We start from the raw sequence: 14,614 nt of genomic DNA, 5'->3' as shown, positions 1-14,614 counted from the left end.
CGTCTCCGATCCATCCCCCATCGCCGGAAGAGGATGGCCGTCCTCTCCGGCGCTTCTTTTTCTCACAAGAAGCAGGCACAGTCATAAGACAAGCACGTCGCGATCTTCAGATTCGCTCCCTGTGCTTTAGGTCCTTGATTTTGCGCATGTCGTTCTCGCAAAACCGCTACACGCTTTTGCGCGACACTTTAGGCAGCCGTGTCAAACGTAAAAACCGCCCGGCGCTCTCGGCAGCGGGCGGCTGTTACGATCATGCGCGGACGGATTTCCGTCAGAGCAGGCCGAATTCCTTCGCGGCCTCCGAGAGTGACCGCATCGGCCGCGGGCCGATCTGTTCGATGACAATCGCTGCGGCGAGGTTGCCGAGCTTGGCGCAATCTTCCAGGCTGCGGCCCTGCGTATAGCCGAACAGGAAGCCGGCGGCGAAAAGATCGCCGGCGCCGGTCGTGTCGACACGTTCCTCGATCGGATGGGCGTCGACGACATAGCGTTCGCTGCCGCGCACGATGACGGCGCCGTCCTTGCCTGTCGTCACGGCGGCGATCTTGCAGTCGGCTGCAATGAGCTTCAGCGCCTTCTCGAAATCGTCGGTCTCGTAGAGCGAGAGGGCTTCGTCGCGATTGGCGAAGACGATATCGACGGTGCCGGAGCGCATGAGATCGAGAAATTCGTCGCGGTAGCGACCGACGCAGAAGCTGTCGGAGAGCGTCATCGACATTTCCCGGCCATTGGCATGGGCGATACGGGCGCATTCGAGGATAGCTTCCTTGGCGCGCGGCGGATCCCAGAGATAGCCTTCGAAATAGGTTACCTTGGCATCTGCGACGACCTGTTCCTCGACGTCTTCCGGACCGAGTTCGACGCAAGCGCCGAGATAGGTATTCATGGAGCGCTCCCCATCCTCGGTGACGAAGATCATCGAGCGGGCAGTCGGCGGGAACGTGCCCTTCGCCTTGGTCTCGTAATGCACGCCCTGGGCGCGGATATCATGGGCGAAAATCTCTCCGAGCTGATCCTCTGCGACCTTGCCGAAATAAGCTGCCCTGCCGCCGAAATTCGCAACACCCGCAGCCGTATTACCGGCGCTGCCGCCGGAGGCTTCGAGAGCCGGGCCCATACGCGAATAAAGGAGCTCGGCACGTTCGGCGTCGATGAGGTTCATCGCGGCTTTGGTGATCTTGTTGTCGATCAGGAACTGATCGTCGCAACGGGCGATAATGTCGACGATGGCATTGCCAACGGTCAGTACGTCGAAACGAGTCATCTATTGGAGGATCCCGGTATTGGTGATAGCCGGTATCCGGTAATATCGGTTTTTCCGAAGTTTGGAAGAAAAATCAGCGCCGAGGCTGCCAACTTAATTCCAATCAGTCATTTGCCTGTCACTTTCTATCTTTAAATGCTTATCAAGCGGCTGGGATGGGAAGCTCGAAAGACTTCCGAGCCAGTCTGGGAAGGAATGATGCCTTCCGCCTCACCGGTACGCGGGCCGACCACGGATGAACTGGCGGCATGTGCACCGGGGGGACTTTCCGGCGAGACCGGACACACAAGCGGGCAATGCCCGCTTTTTTGTTTTTGTGGGTTCTCACACGTCGGCGAACTGCTACAACTCCCGGATCATCCTCCAGAGTCACACTTTTTTCACGACCTCGCCCGGCATGTCCGAAATCCTCACCGATGTTCTTCCGGTCTTCCTGCTCATTCTTGTCGGCTGGATGATCGTTCGCACCGGCCTGTTGAAGGCCGAGGTCGGCGAGGCGATGAGCGAGTTCGTCTTCAAGATCGCCGTGCCGCTCCTGCTGTTCCAGACCATAGCGGAGGCGGATTTTCGCGGCGCATCGCCTTTTCGGCTCTGGATCGCCTATTTCTCCGGCGTCGCCATCACCTGGACCGCCGGCCATATTGTCGCGACCCGGTTCTTCGGGCGGGATGCTCGCATAGGCGTGCTTGCCGGCGTTTCCTCGGCCTTCGCCAACACGATCTTCATCGGCCTGCCGCTGGTCGGGCGCACCGTCGGGCCGGATGGCGTCATGGCGATGTCGATCCTGATCGCCGTGCACCTGCCGACCATGATGATCGCCGGCACGCTGCTGATGGAACAGGCCGAGCGCAAGGAAAATGCCGGCGCCGGCCGCAGCACCCCCGAGCTGCTGCGGCAGGTCGGCAGCAATCTCGTCCGCAATCCGCTCGTTATCGGCCTTTTCTGCGGCCTCGTCGTTCATCTGACCAGCCTTCCCATTCCCGCGACGCTCGGAACCGCTATCGACAGCATTGCCAATATCGCCGGCCCGGCGGCGTTGATCTCGCTCGGCATGGCGCTGCGTCAATACGGAATGTCAGGCAATCTCGGCATCACCAGTGTGATCGCCTCCTTCAAGCTATTCCTTCTGCCAGCCTGTGTGCTAGCAGCCGGCCACCTCCTTGGCCTTAGCGCGGAATGGCGCGCCGCGCTCGTGCTGACTGCCGCAGTTCCTACAGGTGTGAACGCCTGGCTGATTGCCAATCGCTTCGGGGTCGGCCACAGTCTCGCGGCCTCGACGATTACCTTGACGACAGCGCTCGGGGCGTTCTCAGTGTCGCTTTGGGCCTATCTGCTCGGATAGCCGAAGCTCGACCCCGCCGACAACAATGGCATCTCTCCGCTTACGGAGAGGCAGGCAGGAAAATGGTCATATATTTTGCGCATCCCGGCCTTCCCACCCGGAGCGCAGCAAAGGATGGCACATGAATATTGCAGCTCCAGTCACCAACCCCGCGTCAGCCTATTCGCAGAAGGTCTTTGTGCTTCAAGGCGGCGGCGCGCTCGGCTCCTATCAGGCGGGTGCCTTCCAGGCACTCAGAGAACAGAATATCGAACCGGATTGGATCGCCGGCATCTCGATCGGCGCGATCAATGCCTCTATCATGGCCGGCAACGTGCCCGGCGAACGGCTTGAGGCTCTGCGTTCCTTTTGGAACAAGGTGACCGTGCATCTTCCCGTCGATCTGCTGATGGAAGATCGGCGCGAGACCAATCCCTTCTATCGCTCGGTCAGCAGTTGGTGGGTTTCGACCTTCGGCGTGCCCGGCTTCTTTTCCCCTTGGCAGATTCCGGCCTGGTTTCAGACACGCGGCTCGGCGGGCGCGACCAGCGTCTACGATACCGGGCAATTGCGCCAGACACTGCTCGATCACGTGGATTTCGACCGAATCAACCATGGCCCGGTGCGTTTGAGCCTCGGCGCCGTCAATGTGCGCACTGGCAATTTTGCCTTCTTCGACAACAGGGAGATCAAGATCGAGCCTGAGCATGTGATGGCGAGCGGCGCTTTGCCACCCGGTTTTCCGGCGGTCAAAATCGGCAACGAGCACTATTGGGACGGCGGCCTGGTCTCGAACACACCCCTGACCTACGTGCTGCGCAATGGCGCTGCGATCGATACGGTCGTCTTCCAGGTCGATCTCTTCAGCGCCGTCGGGCCGCTGCCACAAGATCTCGAAGAAGTGGAAGAACGGCGCAAGGACATTACCTATTCCAGCCGCACCCGGCTCAACACCGACCTCTTTCTCGAGCGTCATCGCCTGCGGCGGGCCATCTCCGATCTTTATGCCCGCCTTCCCGAAGAGGCTAAGGCCGATACGGAAATCAAGAAACTGGAGCAGCATTGCTCCGATTACGGCGTGACGATCATCCACCTGATCTATCGCAACAAGCAGTTCCGCTCGCATTCGAAGGACTACGAATTTTCGGCGCTGTCCATGCACGAACATTGGGAGGCCGGCCTGCGCGATGCGCGAAAGGCGCTGATCGCCGAGGATTGGCGCATGCCGCCAAGCGCCGAGGATGGATTGAAGGTCTTCGACCTCGATCAGCGGACGCAATCCCGTCGGCACACGATCTGAAAGATGCAACGCAAAAAACCCGCCCTGACGGCCGGGTTTTTCAATTGATCTTCCGCTTTGCCTCAGTTCGTCGCGGCCGGTGCGTTCGGATCCGGCAGCGGCACCTGGGTGTCGGCGAGCGTGCGCAGATAGGCGATCACATTGGCGCGATCCTCTTCCTTCGGCAGGCCGGCAAAGCCCATCGCCGTTCCGGCGACGAATTTCTTCGGAGCGGCCAGGAAGTGATAGAGGTGGTCATAGGTCCACTTTTCCGAACCGCCCTTGGAGAAGTCCTTCATGCCGGCCGAATAGGCAAAGCCCTCGTGCTCTGCGACCGGGCGGTCGACAATGCCCCAGAGATCAGGGCCAACCTTGTTCGGCCCTCCCTTCTCTCCGGAATGACAGGCCTGACACTTCTTGAAGATCGTCTCGCCGGCCTTGGCATCAGCCTTCTGCAACAGCTGAGCGATCGGCGTTTCCGCCTTGGCAGCCGCACCCTTGTCTCCACCTGCAGCCGGTTCCTCGGTTGCGACGATGGCAAAACCGGGCTTTTCCGGTGCCTCTGAATGGAAAATAAATCCTGACGCGAGCGACACGGACTTCAACACGAACAGCGTGGCCAGAAGCGCCCCGACTCCCATGTTCACGTAGGATGAATTCATCTGCTATGCTCCCCTCGCCGCCGGCATCCTCCGCCGGCCCATCTTGAATTCGCGCGAAACCTATGTCTTTTGGCTGTTTCTTGCAACTCTGTAAACGGTCTCCACCATGAGACGTTTTGACACTTTTCCCTTGGGAATAGAAGGCCCAACAATGACTGATCCGAATTTAGACAAGACGCTGGTCCTCATTCCCGCCCGGCTGGCCTCCACGCGCCTGCCGGGCAAGCCGCTGGCTGACATTTGCGGCCTGCCCATGATCGTACAGGTTGCCAGGCGCGCGCGCGAGGCGGCGATCGGTCGCATCGTCGTCGCCGTCGACCATGAGGATACCTATGCCGCAGTCGCCAATGCCGGCTTCGAAGTGGTCATGACGCGCACCGACCATCAATCCGGCTCGGACCGCATCTACGAAGCCCTGCAGGCCGTCGATCCTGAAGGTCGCGCGGAGATCATCGTCAATGTACAGGGCGACCTGCCGACCATCGATCCCGAGACGATCCGCGCCTCGCTGCGCCCGCTCGAAAATCCAGCCGTCGACATCGCAACGCTAACGGTCGAGATCAAGGACGAGGAAGAAAAGACCGCGCCGAGCGTCGTCAAGGTCGTCGGCTCACCGATCTCGGACAGCCGTCTGCACGCACTCTATTTTACCCGCACGACCGCACCGTATGGCAAAGGGCCGCTCTATCACCATATCGGCCTCTACGCCTACCGCCGCGCCGCCCTCGCGAAATTCGTGAGCCTCGGCCCATCGACGTTGGAGCGGCGCGAATCACTGGAACAGCTGAGGGCGCTGGAGGCCGGCATGCGCATCGATGTCGAGATCGTTGACACGATACCGCTCGGTGTCGATACTCCCGCCGACCTCGAAAAGGCCAGACGCATCCTCTCCGCCGCCTCTCTCTGACGGCATTCCCCCAAGGGCAGTCCCATGATTACCAAGACCAATAAGATCTCCTTCCAGGGCGAGTACGGCGCCAATTCCGACATGGCCAGCCGTGACATGTTCCCGACCATGGAGCCGCTGCCCTGCCAGACCTTCGAGGATGCCCTCACCGCCATCGATAATGGTGATGCGGATCTCGGCATGATCCCGATCGAGAACACGATCGCCGGGCGAGTCGCCGATATCCATCATCTGCTGCCGGAATCGCGACTGCATATCGTCGGCGAATATTTCATGCCGATTCGTTTCCAGTTGATGGTTCTGCCAGGCGTGAAGAAGGAAGAGATCCGCACGGTGCACAGCCACATCCATGCGCTCGGCCAATGCCGCAACATCGTGCGTCAGAACGGCTGGAAGCCTGTCATTGCAGGCGATACGGCGGGTGCTGCCAAGCTGGTGAAGGAAACCGGCGATCGCAGCATGGCGGCACTGGCGCCCCGGCTTGCGGCCGATCTCTACGGGCTGGAAATCATCGCCGAGAATGTCGAAGACACCGAAAACAACATGACGCGCTTCGTCATCCTGTCGCGCGACGAGGACTGGGCCGAGCGCAGTGCGCCGGACGAAAAAATCGTCACGACCTTCGTCTTCAACGTCCGCAACATTCCGGCCGCGCTCTACAAGGCACTCGGCGGCTTCGCCACCAACGGCATCAACATGACAAAGCTCGAAAGCTATCAGCTCGGCGGCCGTTTTGTTGCGACGCAGTTCTATGCCGACATCGAAGGTCATCCTTCTGATCCACATGTGCGCCGGGCGCTGGAGGAACTGCGCTTCTTCTCCGAAAAAGTCCGCATCCTCGGCGTCTACAAGGGTCATCCGATGCGGGGCAATCTCTAAAAGGAGATTATCATAAAGCCTTGGTAACGAGTTCCCCTCCCCTTTAACGGGAAGAGGGGAAGCGCAAATTGCCACCAAAACTCACTTATCCGGCTCACAAACGCGCAGGCGATGGCCGTCCGGGTCGAGCACAACAAAGGTTGGGCCGAAATCCATCGTCGTCAACTCCTGCGCGATCGGCAGGCCGCGTGCCTTCCAATCCTTGTAGTGCTGCTCGACGGCGCCAGCGCCTTCGACCATGAAGCCCAGTTCGCCGCGATTTCCGATGGCGGAGGGCTGGGGTTCGACGCTGCTTCGGCGCCAGAGGCCGAGACTTAGGCCGTTGTCGAGCGCGAAAGCCACGAAGTTCGGCGACGCGAAGGCCGGCTCACGGCCGAAGAGATCGCGGTAGAACGGCGTACTTTCGCTGGGGTCCTTGACATAGAAGATGATTAGGTTGGGGCTGGTCATCTGAATAGTCCTCTTGTTTTGATGGATTTAAGGGCATGCGGCTGTAGCCCGGCGGACGGAGCTCAGCCGCCGAGGATGGCTTTGTCTGTCATGATGAGTGCGTGCGAAGCCACGTTTCCGAAGCCTGTTGCAGCCTTCGGATCAGTGTCTTGCACTTGAATTTCCGATTTTACCGATGTCGTTATCGCAAAGTCGCGGCGAACTTCGCGCGGGATGCTCCGGGGCTGTTCAGTCTTTCGCGGAATTTCCGAACCGCCCTACCTCTTTATTTCCCGCAATTCCTGACGGAAAACTGCCGCGCAGTTTTCCTGGAGCTGCTCTAATGCATCCGCTCTTCCTCACGGTAAGGTGCACGGCCATCGAGAAAACCGAGATCCCGCATCACGGAACTCGGCGCTTCCTCGATATCGAGACGATTCCAGCGGCGGGTGAAATAGCCAAGCGCGAGCTCAGAGAGACGAGCCGGCCATGACTGATGCTTGCCTTTAAGCGCCTCGACGCCGCCGCGATGCACATGTTGCGAAATGATGGAAACGTTGCCTGCCATGATCGGTCCTCCTTCCTGATTGGATGGACCCATCATAGCCGCATCTACTGACAGTTTCTGGCAGTAGCATCACACTGAAGCGGGTCGCGATCTTTCAGATTCGCCTCCTGCGCTTTGGATCTTTGATTTTACGCATGTCGTTGTCGCAAAAACGCTGCACACTTTTGCCAGACATGCTTTGGCGGATCAATTGTGGACCATGCCCTCACGGGCATGCCATTCCCTGGCAAGCGCGACACGCCGGCGCGGATAGCGCGCCTCCAGCACCGCAAAATCGACGATGCGGTCGGCGCGGAAATGGCGGAAATCCTGACGCAGCTCGCACCAGGCCATGATGATGCGGGCATTGTCGAAATAGCCGAGCGCGAAGGGCCAGATACGCCGGGTGGAAATGGCGCCGTTCACATCGCCATAGGTCAGCTGCACCATGCGCTCCGTGCGGATCGCCTTGCGCATGAGGGAAAGATCGGCCTTGTCTTCGGTCACACGTCGCGTGGCAACGACCACTGCCGCCTGGTCGACCTCATCGCGAAGGTCGGCGGGCAGCACGGCGGCGATCTTGGCAAGCGCGTCGGCGCCGGCTGCCGCCAAGCGCGAATCGGTAGCGCGGGCTACCCATCGCGATCCCAGCACCAGCGCCTCGATCTCATCCTGCGAAAACATCATCGGCGGCAGCATGAAGCCGGGCTTCAGGACATAGCCGATCCCCGGTTCGCCCTCGATCATCGCACCCTGCGACTGCAGGCTGGCAATATCGCGATAGAGCGTGCGCAGGCTGACGCCGGTCTCCTCCGCCAGAACGGCACCGCTGACCGGTCGGCGATAGCGCCGCAATGTCTGCAGCAGCGTCAGCAAGCGTTCCGAGCGGGCCATGACACAATAGTCCTAGCGCTTCCATTCCACCCAGTCGCGCATCAGGCGGTGGGCGATGGCGCCTTTGGGCGGAGATGTGTTGCCGGAGGCCGAAACGCGATCGAGCATGGCGAGCGTCTCCTCCGGAGTAAACCAGCGGCAATCCTCAAGCTCGGCTTCGTCCATGTGGATTTCCATGGACTTCGCCTCGGCATAGCAGCCGATCATGAGGGAATGCGGCATCGGCCAGGGCTGCGAGGCGTGATAGCGCACGCGGCCGATATGAATACCGGATTCTTCGAGTGTTTCGCGGCGCACTGCATTCTCGATGGTTTCGCCCGGCTCGACGAAGCCGGCGAGACAGGAATACATGCCTGGCGCGAAGTGATGGCTGCGGCCAAGCAGGCAGCGATTCCGCTCCTCGTCGATCGTGAGCATGATGACGACCGGATCAGTGCGCGGGAAGATCACATGTTCGCAGGCCGTGCAGACCCGCTTGTAGCCCCCGATGCGGCTTTCCACGACGGAACCGCACCTGCCGCAGAAACGGTTGTCACCATTCCAGCGAATGAGGCTCATGCCCTGCGCGGCTTCACCGAGGATTTCGCCTTCCAGCAGAAGATCGCGCCAGAGCGCGCGCATATCAGCCGGCTTGTACTGGCTGGCAAGCTCGTCTGGATTGACGCGCACAGGCACGGCAAGCCGCGGCTCGCCGGTCTTGCGGTAGCCGAGGAGAACGGCCTCGTCCCAATTCGGATCGAGATCCTTCAACTCGTAGCGGGCAAACAGTGGATCCAACACCTGCCCGTCATGCTTCAAGACAAGCCGGTCCTGGGCGAAAGCCAGGATATGCGTGCCTTCCTTGGCAAGCGCCTGCTTGATCGATTCCTCGTCGCGATGCTCGGCATCCCGGTTGAGCTGGTTTTCCGCAAAGGCGGTGAGACTGCTGGCTTCCGGATGGGGCGCATCCGAGGAAAAGATGGAATGGCTCATTGTGAAAGCGTTTCCCGCAACTTGGCTATGAGGCTGTTCATGTCTTCGTCCGAATAGGGTTCCGCCTTGCCGTAGCCCCAGACGGGGCCTGGCCAGTTGGCATCACCTTCGAACCGCGCGATGACATGAACATGCAGCTGACGGACGATATTTCCAAGTGCCCCGACATTGATTTTTGTTGCGCCCGTCACCGTCTTCAGGGCGCTTGCGACCTTATCCGTTTCGAAGGTCAGCAAAATCCGGTCGAGCGGTGTCAGCTCGAAAACCTCCGATTTGTCGGGCCGGCGCGGGATGAGCACGAGCCATGGCCAGCGGCGATCCTTCATCAACCTGACATCGCACAGGCCAGTTATGGTGACGGAAACGCTGTCATTCGCCAGACGATCGTCGAGCGTAAACTCCTTCAAGGGGGCATCCTCCATTGTTTTATCAAATGTTTAGCAGTTTTTTTTGACCTTGGCTTGCTTTTGATGACGATATTGCCGATATGTGCATCCGGGAGGTTGGTGGTGGACGAGCCACTCGCCAACCGGGTCAGGTCCGGAAGGAAGCAGCCCTAACGAGCCCGGCACGGGTCATTCGTGCCAGCCTCCCACCACTCCGAAAGCAAGACCCGGCTTTCGCCGGGCGATGAGCTAGGCACCGGGCAACAAGCAGGGCGATGAGCGACACCGAGCGACAAGCAAAAGATGCCGCCTCGACCGGCACCGGCTACCGGGTGCTGGCCCGCAAATACAGACCCAAGGACTTCACGGATCTGATGGTCGGCCAGGAGCCGATGGTTCGCACGCTGACCAACGCGTTCGAGACCGGCCGCATCGCCCAGGCCTATATGCTGACCGGCGTGCGCGGCGTCGGCAAGACCACGACTGCCCGCATCCTTGCCCGCGCCCTCAACTACAAGACCGCTGACATCGATCGGCCCACCATCGACCTGCGCGAGCCGGGCGACCATTGCCAAGCGATCATGGAAGGCCGGCACGTCGACGTCATCGAGATGGACGCCGCCTCGCACACCGGTATCGACGATATAAGAGAAATCATCGAGCAGGTGCGCTACCGCCCGGTCTCGGCGCGCTACAAGGTCTACATCATCGATGAAGTGCACATGCTGTCGACGGCCGCCTTCAACGGGCTGTTGAAGACGCTCGAAGAGCCGCCCGAGCATGTGAAGTTCATTTTCGCCACCACCGAAATCCGTAAAGTGCCGATCACGGTGCTGTCGCGCTGTCAGCGCTTCGACTTGCGCCGTATCAGCGCCTCCGATCTCGTCGGGCTCTTCACCACCATTGCCGGCAAGGAAGGCATCGAGGCCGAGCCGGAAGCGCTCGCCATGATCGCGCGTGCCGCCGAAGGTTCGGCGCGCGACGGTCTGTCGCTGCTCGATCAAGCGATCGCCCATGGCAGCGGCTTCGTTGCCGCCGATGCCGTGCGCGCCATGCTCGGGCTTGCCGACCGCGCCCGCATCGTCGATCTCTTCGGCCATGTCGTCAAAGGCGATGTCTCGGCCGCACTTGCCGAATTCAACAGCCAGTACGAGGCCGGCGCAAATCCCGTCGTTGTATTGACCGACCTTGCTGATTTCACCCATCTCGTGACCCGCCTCAAATATGTGCCCGATGCCGCCGACGATCCGTCGCTCAGCGAAGTCGAGCGCACGAAAGCGGCGGAATTCGCGCAAGGCGTGGCGGTGACGGCACTTTCCCGTATCTGGCAGATGCTGCTCAAGGGCATTGCCGAGACGGAAAATGCCTCGCGCACGGCCGGCGCCGCCGAAATGGTGCTGATCCGGCTGGCCCATGCCGCTCATCTGCCGGCACCGGAAGATGCCGCGCGCAGGCTTGCCGAGTTTTCTGATGGTAATGGTGGCTCCCGCCCCTCGTCGTCTACGAGCGGCGGCAGTGGCGGCGGAGCAGTGTCCTATCAGGGCAATGCCATGGCGCGTGCCGTGGAAACGCCAGCGCCAAGACCTACGCCTTCCGCACCGGTCGCTATGCTGCGCTCCGTTCCGAATACACAGCCGGACGTGCAGCCTGTCGGCCGCATCGAGCAGAAACCGGTTGAAGCGCCGAAGCCGCTTGTGCCTGTTAATTCGATGGCCGATATCGCCGAGCTTGCGAGCCAGAAGCGCGATCCGAAGATGAAGGCGCTGGTGCGTACCTTCGTGCGCCCGGTCAAGCTGGAGCCGGGCCGGCTCGATGTCAGCCTGGCACCGGGCGCTCCCGGCACGCTGCTGAATGAGCTTGCCGTCAAGCTGAAGGAATGGACCGGCATCCACTGGATCGTCAGCCTCAGCCGCGAGGAGGGCCAGCCGACGCTTGTCGAAGCAGAAGCGAACGCCCAGAAGCAGCGCGTTGCCGATGCACGGCAGGACCCCGATGTTGCAGCGATCCTGGCGCAATTTCCGGGCGCAAAGATCATCGATGTGCGGGTGCGGGCGCCCGAGACGGACGAAGAGGACGAAGCGGCGGCTCCGCCGGCAATCGCCGAATCCGTCGATGGCGATATTCTACCCGGCGACGACATAGAATTCTAAGGCTAGGATGAATGCTGACGGAACCGCTTCGGCTTGAAGCGGTTGACGACCATGACGACATATCCTGCCGCTTAAAGAAAGACTTGGAGAAGAAGGACCAAAGACGATGCGCGACATCATGGGCATGATGGGCAAAGTGAAGGAAATGCAGGCGAAGATGGAGAAGATGCAGTCGGAGATTGCCGACATCCGCGTCGAAGGCAAGGCCGGCGGCGGCCTCGTCACCGTCACCGTCAACGGCAAGGGCCTGATGGTCGGCCTCAAGATCGATCCCTCGCTCTTCAAGGAAGACGATGTCGAAATCCTCGAAGACCTGATCGTCGCCGCCAACAAGGATGCTCAGGAAAAGGCTGAGGCGATCGCCGCCGAAAAGACCCGCGAGCTGACCGCCGGTCTGCCGATCCCGCCCGGTTTCAAGCTGCCGTTCTGAGGTTGGACTATTTCTTTCAGCGTGCGGCCGCCTTGCGAATGAGATCGCGGCCGATCGCCTTTATCGGTTCGTTCCGCAGCACCAGCGATGTCGTCACCGCACCATGGCGAGCAATGGAATCGACGATGGTTTCAAGGTCTGATGGTGTCGGCACGAGAACCTTGAGCAGGAAGCAATCCTCGCCCGTCAGCCTCAGCACCTCGATAATTTCGGGCATTTCCGAAAACTGCTTGAGATAGGGCCGAATATGCTCATGCGTCGTGCGCAGGCGGATGACTGCCATCATGCCGAGCCCGACGGCAGCTGGATCGATGACGGCACGATAGGCTGCAATCACGCCGCGTTCCTCCAGCCGCTTCAGCCGCTCCGATGCCGCCGGCTGCGACAGGCCGACACGGCGACCGAGCTCCGATACCGAGATTCGCCCGTCCTGCTGCAGGATTTCGATGATCGAGAGATCTGTCGGATCCAGTCCTCTTTCGATAGTATCCATTGCTCGCCTTCAATTCATCGGTTGGGACAAGTTTTATCCAATGGATTGCAATGTCAATCGGCATCCCGGCATGCCAGCTTTTCTCCGTGTAAAACCATGGAGAAAGGATAGAGATGAGCGACATCATCACGCTACCGGGACTGGGCGGTTCGGGAGAAGGTCACTGGCAAACATTGTGGGAACGGGACGATCCGACCATGCGGCGCTTCCAGCCGTCGAGCTGGGACAAACCGATACTTTCGGATTGGATTGCAGCGCTCGAGGGCGAAATCTCACGTTCCAAAACGCCGCCGATCCTGATCGCGCACAGCCTTGCGTGCCAACTGATCGCCCATTGGGCGCCCATCAAAAAGACTGCGATCCTTGGCGCGTTTCTGGTGGCCGCGCCTGATCCAAAGGGCGAAATCTATCTTGCCGAAGCCGGCAGCTTTGCCAATCCGCCACGGCAGCAGCTGCCTTTTCCGTCCCTTCTCGTCGCCAGCACCGACGATCCTTTCGGCTCCTTCGATCATGCGCGTCGCAGCGCCGAAAGCTGGGGCAGCACCTTCGTCGATGTCGGGCCGCACGGGCATATCAATGCGGCATCCGGACTGGGTGACTGGCCGGAAGGCAAGGCAATCTTCGGGCGTTTTCGCGCCGAGCTTGGCTGAACATAAATCCCGTATTTGGAAAAGCCGCGCCGGAATGCTATCTCTGGCGCTCTTCTTCCAGATATCGTCTGGTCTGCCCTGCTCGGAGGGAATGCGATGAGCCTGTCGACGCTGCTTGTTTTTGCCGGTGCCTTATTCATTGCGGCGGGATCGCCGGGACCGAACATAGCTGCACTTGTGGCGCGCGTGCTGACGAAGGGCGCGCGAAACGTGCTGCCCTTCCTCTCGGGCATGTGGCTTGGCGAGGCGATCTGGCTGACCTGCGCCGTTGCCGGCCTTGCGACCATCGCCGAAACCTTCCATTTGGCCTTCGTGGCGATCAAGTGGCTGGGCGTCGCCTATCTGCTCTACCTTGCCTGGAAGATGTGGTTTGCCTCCTCCGATACGGCGGGAAAGGAACTGCCGGACGAGCAATCAGCCATGCGGCTCTTCCTCGCGGGCTTCACGGTTACCATGGGCAATCCCAAGATCATGGTATTTTATGTGGCGCTGCTGCCCTCGATCATTGATCTGCACGGCGTGACGATTTCGGGCTGGGCCGAGCTGGTGGCGACGATGTTTGCGGTGCTCGTCGTCATCGACCTCTCCTGGGCGATGCTTGCCGCGAAGGCCAGAACTTTCCTCAAGAGCCGCCGCGCCGTACGCATCGCCAATCGCGCCAGCGCTGGCACCATGGCAGGCGCGGCCGTCGCGATTGCCATGCGGTGATTTCAGACCGCTGCGCCGCTTTCGATGAGCGCACGCAGCTTGTGATGGATGGGCGCCGCCAGATAGCGCGCCCGATCCTCCGGTGACAATCGCCTGCCGAATGTCGCCATCATTTCCGGCATGGCCACCCTCTCGCCGGCATAGGGCAGGTAGGTGACCGGCATATCAGCGCTCACTGTGCCGCTCGCAAGAACGCGGCAATAGATGCCGGGCCGCCCGGCCCGGATGTATCGCTTGACGAATTGCGGATCATCCATCTTCGCCGCGAAGGTCGAGCAGGGAATGCGCGCGGAGGTCACTTCCAGAACAAGATCGCCGGCTATGAATCGATCGCCGGCGGCGACCTGGCAATTGTCCAGGCCATCGATGACGAGGTTTTCGCCGAAGGTGCCGGGCTCCAACGGTCGCCCAAGCTCGGCTGCCCACCAGTCCAGCGTCAGCGAACCCTCGATATAAACGGCCTGATCACGGCCGCCATGATGCTTGCGATTGCAGATGGCATCACCGAGCAACCCGAGCTCATCGACCATGACGGCACCGCTGACGGCGTGCTTATTGATCCCCGTCTTCGCCTTCTTGCCCGGCAGCGTTTCCGGAGCGCCGCGGCACACGGCCAGAATTTTCATCGGTCAACCGTTCCTTC

Annotated in this window: 17 protein-coding genes and 1 other RNA gene; 9 read left to right on the top strand and 9 right to left on the bottom strand. The window is 60.6% G+C overall.

All coding sequences use genetic code 11. The features are described 5' to 3' along the window. Positions 1-271: 271 nt before the first annotated feature. A complete protein-coding gene (locus FBZ97_RS32675; protein ID WP_145324186.1) occupies positions 272-1,264 on the bottom strand; it encodes an adenosine kinase in 993 nt (330 codons plus the stop codon). A 397-nt stretch (positions 1,265-1,661) separates the two neighbouring features. On the opposite strand from FBZ97_RS32675, the gene FBZ97_RS32670 reads away from it, so the two are divergent. Together FBZ97_RS32670 and FBZ97_RS32665 are read left to right on the top strand one after the other, a co-directional pair. Next, positions 1,662-2,606, top strand: a complete 945-nt coding sequence (locus FBZ97_RS32670) for an AEC family transporter (RefSeq protein ID WP_113354125.1) — start codon at positions 1,662-1,664, stop codon at positions 2,604-2,606. A 121-nt stretch (positions 2,607-2,727) separates the two neighbouring features. Further along, on the top strand, positions 2,728-3,885 hold the full coding sequence (locus FBZ97_RS32665; protein ID WP_145324188.1) for a patatin-like phospholipase family protein: 1,158 nt from the start codon (positions 2,728-2,730) through the stop codon (positions 3,883-3,885). 62 nt (positions 3,886-3,947) lie between these two features. Here FBZ97_RS32665 and FBZ97_RS32660 read toward each other — a convergent pair whose 3' ends face one another. Then, positions 3,948-4,526: a cytochrome c family protein gene (locus FBZ97_RS32660; protein ID WP_095433515.1), complete on the bottom strand. Its 579-nt coding sequence runs from the start codon at positions 4,524-4,526 to the stop codon at positions 3,948-3,950. 151 nt (positions 4,527-4,677) lie between these two features. On the opposite strand from FBZ97_RS32660, the gene FBZ97_RS32655 reads away from it, so the two are divergent. Next, positions 4,678-5,433, top strand: coding sequence for a 3-deoxy-manno-octulosonate cytidylyltransferase (locus tag FBZ97_RS32655; RefSeq protein ID WP_145324190.1), 756 nt, complete (start codon positions 4,678-4,680; stop codon positions 5,431-5,433). Between the two features lie 24 nt (positions 5,434-5,457). After that, positions 5,458-6,312, top strand: a complete 855-nt coding sequence (locus FBZ97_RS32650) for a prephenate dehydratase (RefSeq protein ID WP_113354129.1) — start codon at positions 5,458-5,460, stop codon at positions 6,310-6,312. Positions 6,313-6,393: 81 nt separating this feature from the next. Here the strand turns inward: FBZ97_RS32650 and FBZ97_RS32645 are convergent, their stop codons facing one another. From FBZ97_RS32645 to FBZ97_RS32625, 5 genes are all read right to left on the bottom strand, one after another. After that, positions 6,394-6,762 carry a VOC family protein gene (locus FBZ97_RS32645; RefSeq protein WP_113354130.1) on the bottom strand — a complete coding sequence of 123 codons (369 nt, stop codon included), beginning with the start codon at positions 6,760-6,762 and terminating at the stop codon, positions 6,394-6,396. Positions 6,763-7,081: 319 nt separating this feature from the next. Further along, a complete protein-coding gene (locus FBZ97_RS32640) occupies positions 7,082-7,309 on the bottom strand; it encodes a hypothetical protein (RefSeq protein ID WP_246661253.1) in 228 nt (75 codons plus the stop codon). Positions 7,310-7,495: 186 nt separating this feature from the next. Continuing rightward, positions 7,496-8,182, bottom strand: a complete 687-nt coding sequence (locus FBZ97_RS32635; RefSeq protein ID WP_069613605.1) for a YafY family protein — start codon at positions 8,180-8,182, stop codon at positions 7,496-7,498. A gap of 12 nt (positions 8,183-8,194) precedes the next feature. Continuing rightward, complete coding sequence (gene nudC, locus FBZ97_RS32630) at positions 8,195-9,154, bottom strand: NAD(+) diphosphatase (RefSeq protein ID WP_145324192.1); 960 nt, start codon at positions 9,152-9,154, stop codon at positions 8,195-8,197. Further along, complete coding sequence (locus tag FBZ97_RS32625) at positions 9,151-9,561, bottom strand: HIT family protein (protein ID WP_113232735.1); 411 nt, start codon at positions 9,559-9,561, stop codon at positions 9,151-9,153. Before FBZ97_RS32625 ends, nudC begins: the two co-directional genes overlap by 4 nt. A 91-nt stretch (positions 9,562-9,652) precedes the next feature. Here FBZ97_RS32625 and ffs point away from each other — a divergent pair. From ffs to FBZ97_RS32610, 3 genes are all read left to right on the top strand, one after another. After that, positions 9,653-9,750: signal recognition particle sRNA small type (ffs, locus tag FBZ97_RS32620), an RNA gene on the top strand. Between the two features lie 65 nt (positions 9,751-9,815). Continuing rightward, on the top strand, positions 9,816-11,690 hold the full coding sequence (locus FBZ97_RS32615) for a DNA polymerase III subunit gamma/tau (protein WP_145324194.1): 1,875 nt from the start codon (positions 9,816-9,818) through the stop codon (positions 11,688-11,690). A 106-nt stretch (positions 11,691-11,796) separates the two neighbouring features. Next, positions 11,797-12,120: a YbaB/EbfC family nucleoid-associated protein gene (locus FBZ97_RS32610; protein ID WP_037155519.1), complete on the top strand. Its 324-nt coding sequence runs from the start codon at positions 11,797-11,799 to the stop codon at positions 12,118-12,120. 16 nt (positions 12,121-12,136) lie between these two features. Here the strand turns inward: FBZ97_RS32610 and FBZ97_RS32605 are convergent, their stop codons facing one another. Next, the gene (locus FBZ97_RS32605; RefSeq protein ID WP_113232699.1) at positions 12,137-12,613 is read right to left on the bottom strand and encodes an Lrp/AsnC family transcriptional regulator; all 477 of its coding nucleotides are present in this window, start codon (positions 12,611-12,613) and stop codon (positions 12,137-12,139) included. A 113-nt stretch (positions 12,614-12,726) separates the two neighbouring features. Here FBZ97_RS32605 and FBZ97_RS32600 point away from each other — a divergent pair, with 113 nt between their 5' ends. Beyond that, positions 12,727-13,263: an alpha/beta hydrolase gene (locus FBZ97_RS32600; RefSeq protein ID WP_145324196.1), complete on the top strand. Its 537-nt coding sequence runs from the start codon at positions 12,727-12,729 to the stop codon at positions 13,261-13,263. Positions 13,264-13,359: 96 nt separating this feature from the next. After that, positions 13,360-13,971 carry a LysE family translocator gene (locus FBZ97_RS32595; protein ID WP_113330931.1) on the top strand — a complete coding sequence of 204 codons (612 nt, stop codon included), beginning with the start codon at positions 13,360-13,362 and terminating at the stop codon, positions 13,969-13,971. A gap of 2 nt (positions 13,972-13,973) precedes the next feature. Here FBZ97_RS32595 and FBZ97_RS32590 read toward each other — a convergent pair whose 3' ends face one another. Further along, complete coding sequence (locus tag FBZ97_RS32590; RefSeq protein WP_145324198.1) at positions 13,974-14,597, bottom strand: MOSC domain-containing protein; 624 nt, start codon at positions 14,595-14,597, stop codon at positions 13,974-13,976. Positions 14,598-14,614: the final 17 nt, after the last annotated feature.

The sequence above is a fragment of the Rhizobium sp. ERR 942 genome, from assembly GCF_007828395.1.
Lineage (GTDB): Bacteria > Pseudomonadota > Alphaproteobacteria > Rhizobiales > Rhizobiaceae > Rhizobium > Rhizobium dioscoreae.
Note: the sequence above shows the minus strand (reverse complement) of the source record. Positions and strands in the feature narration are given on the sequence as shown.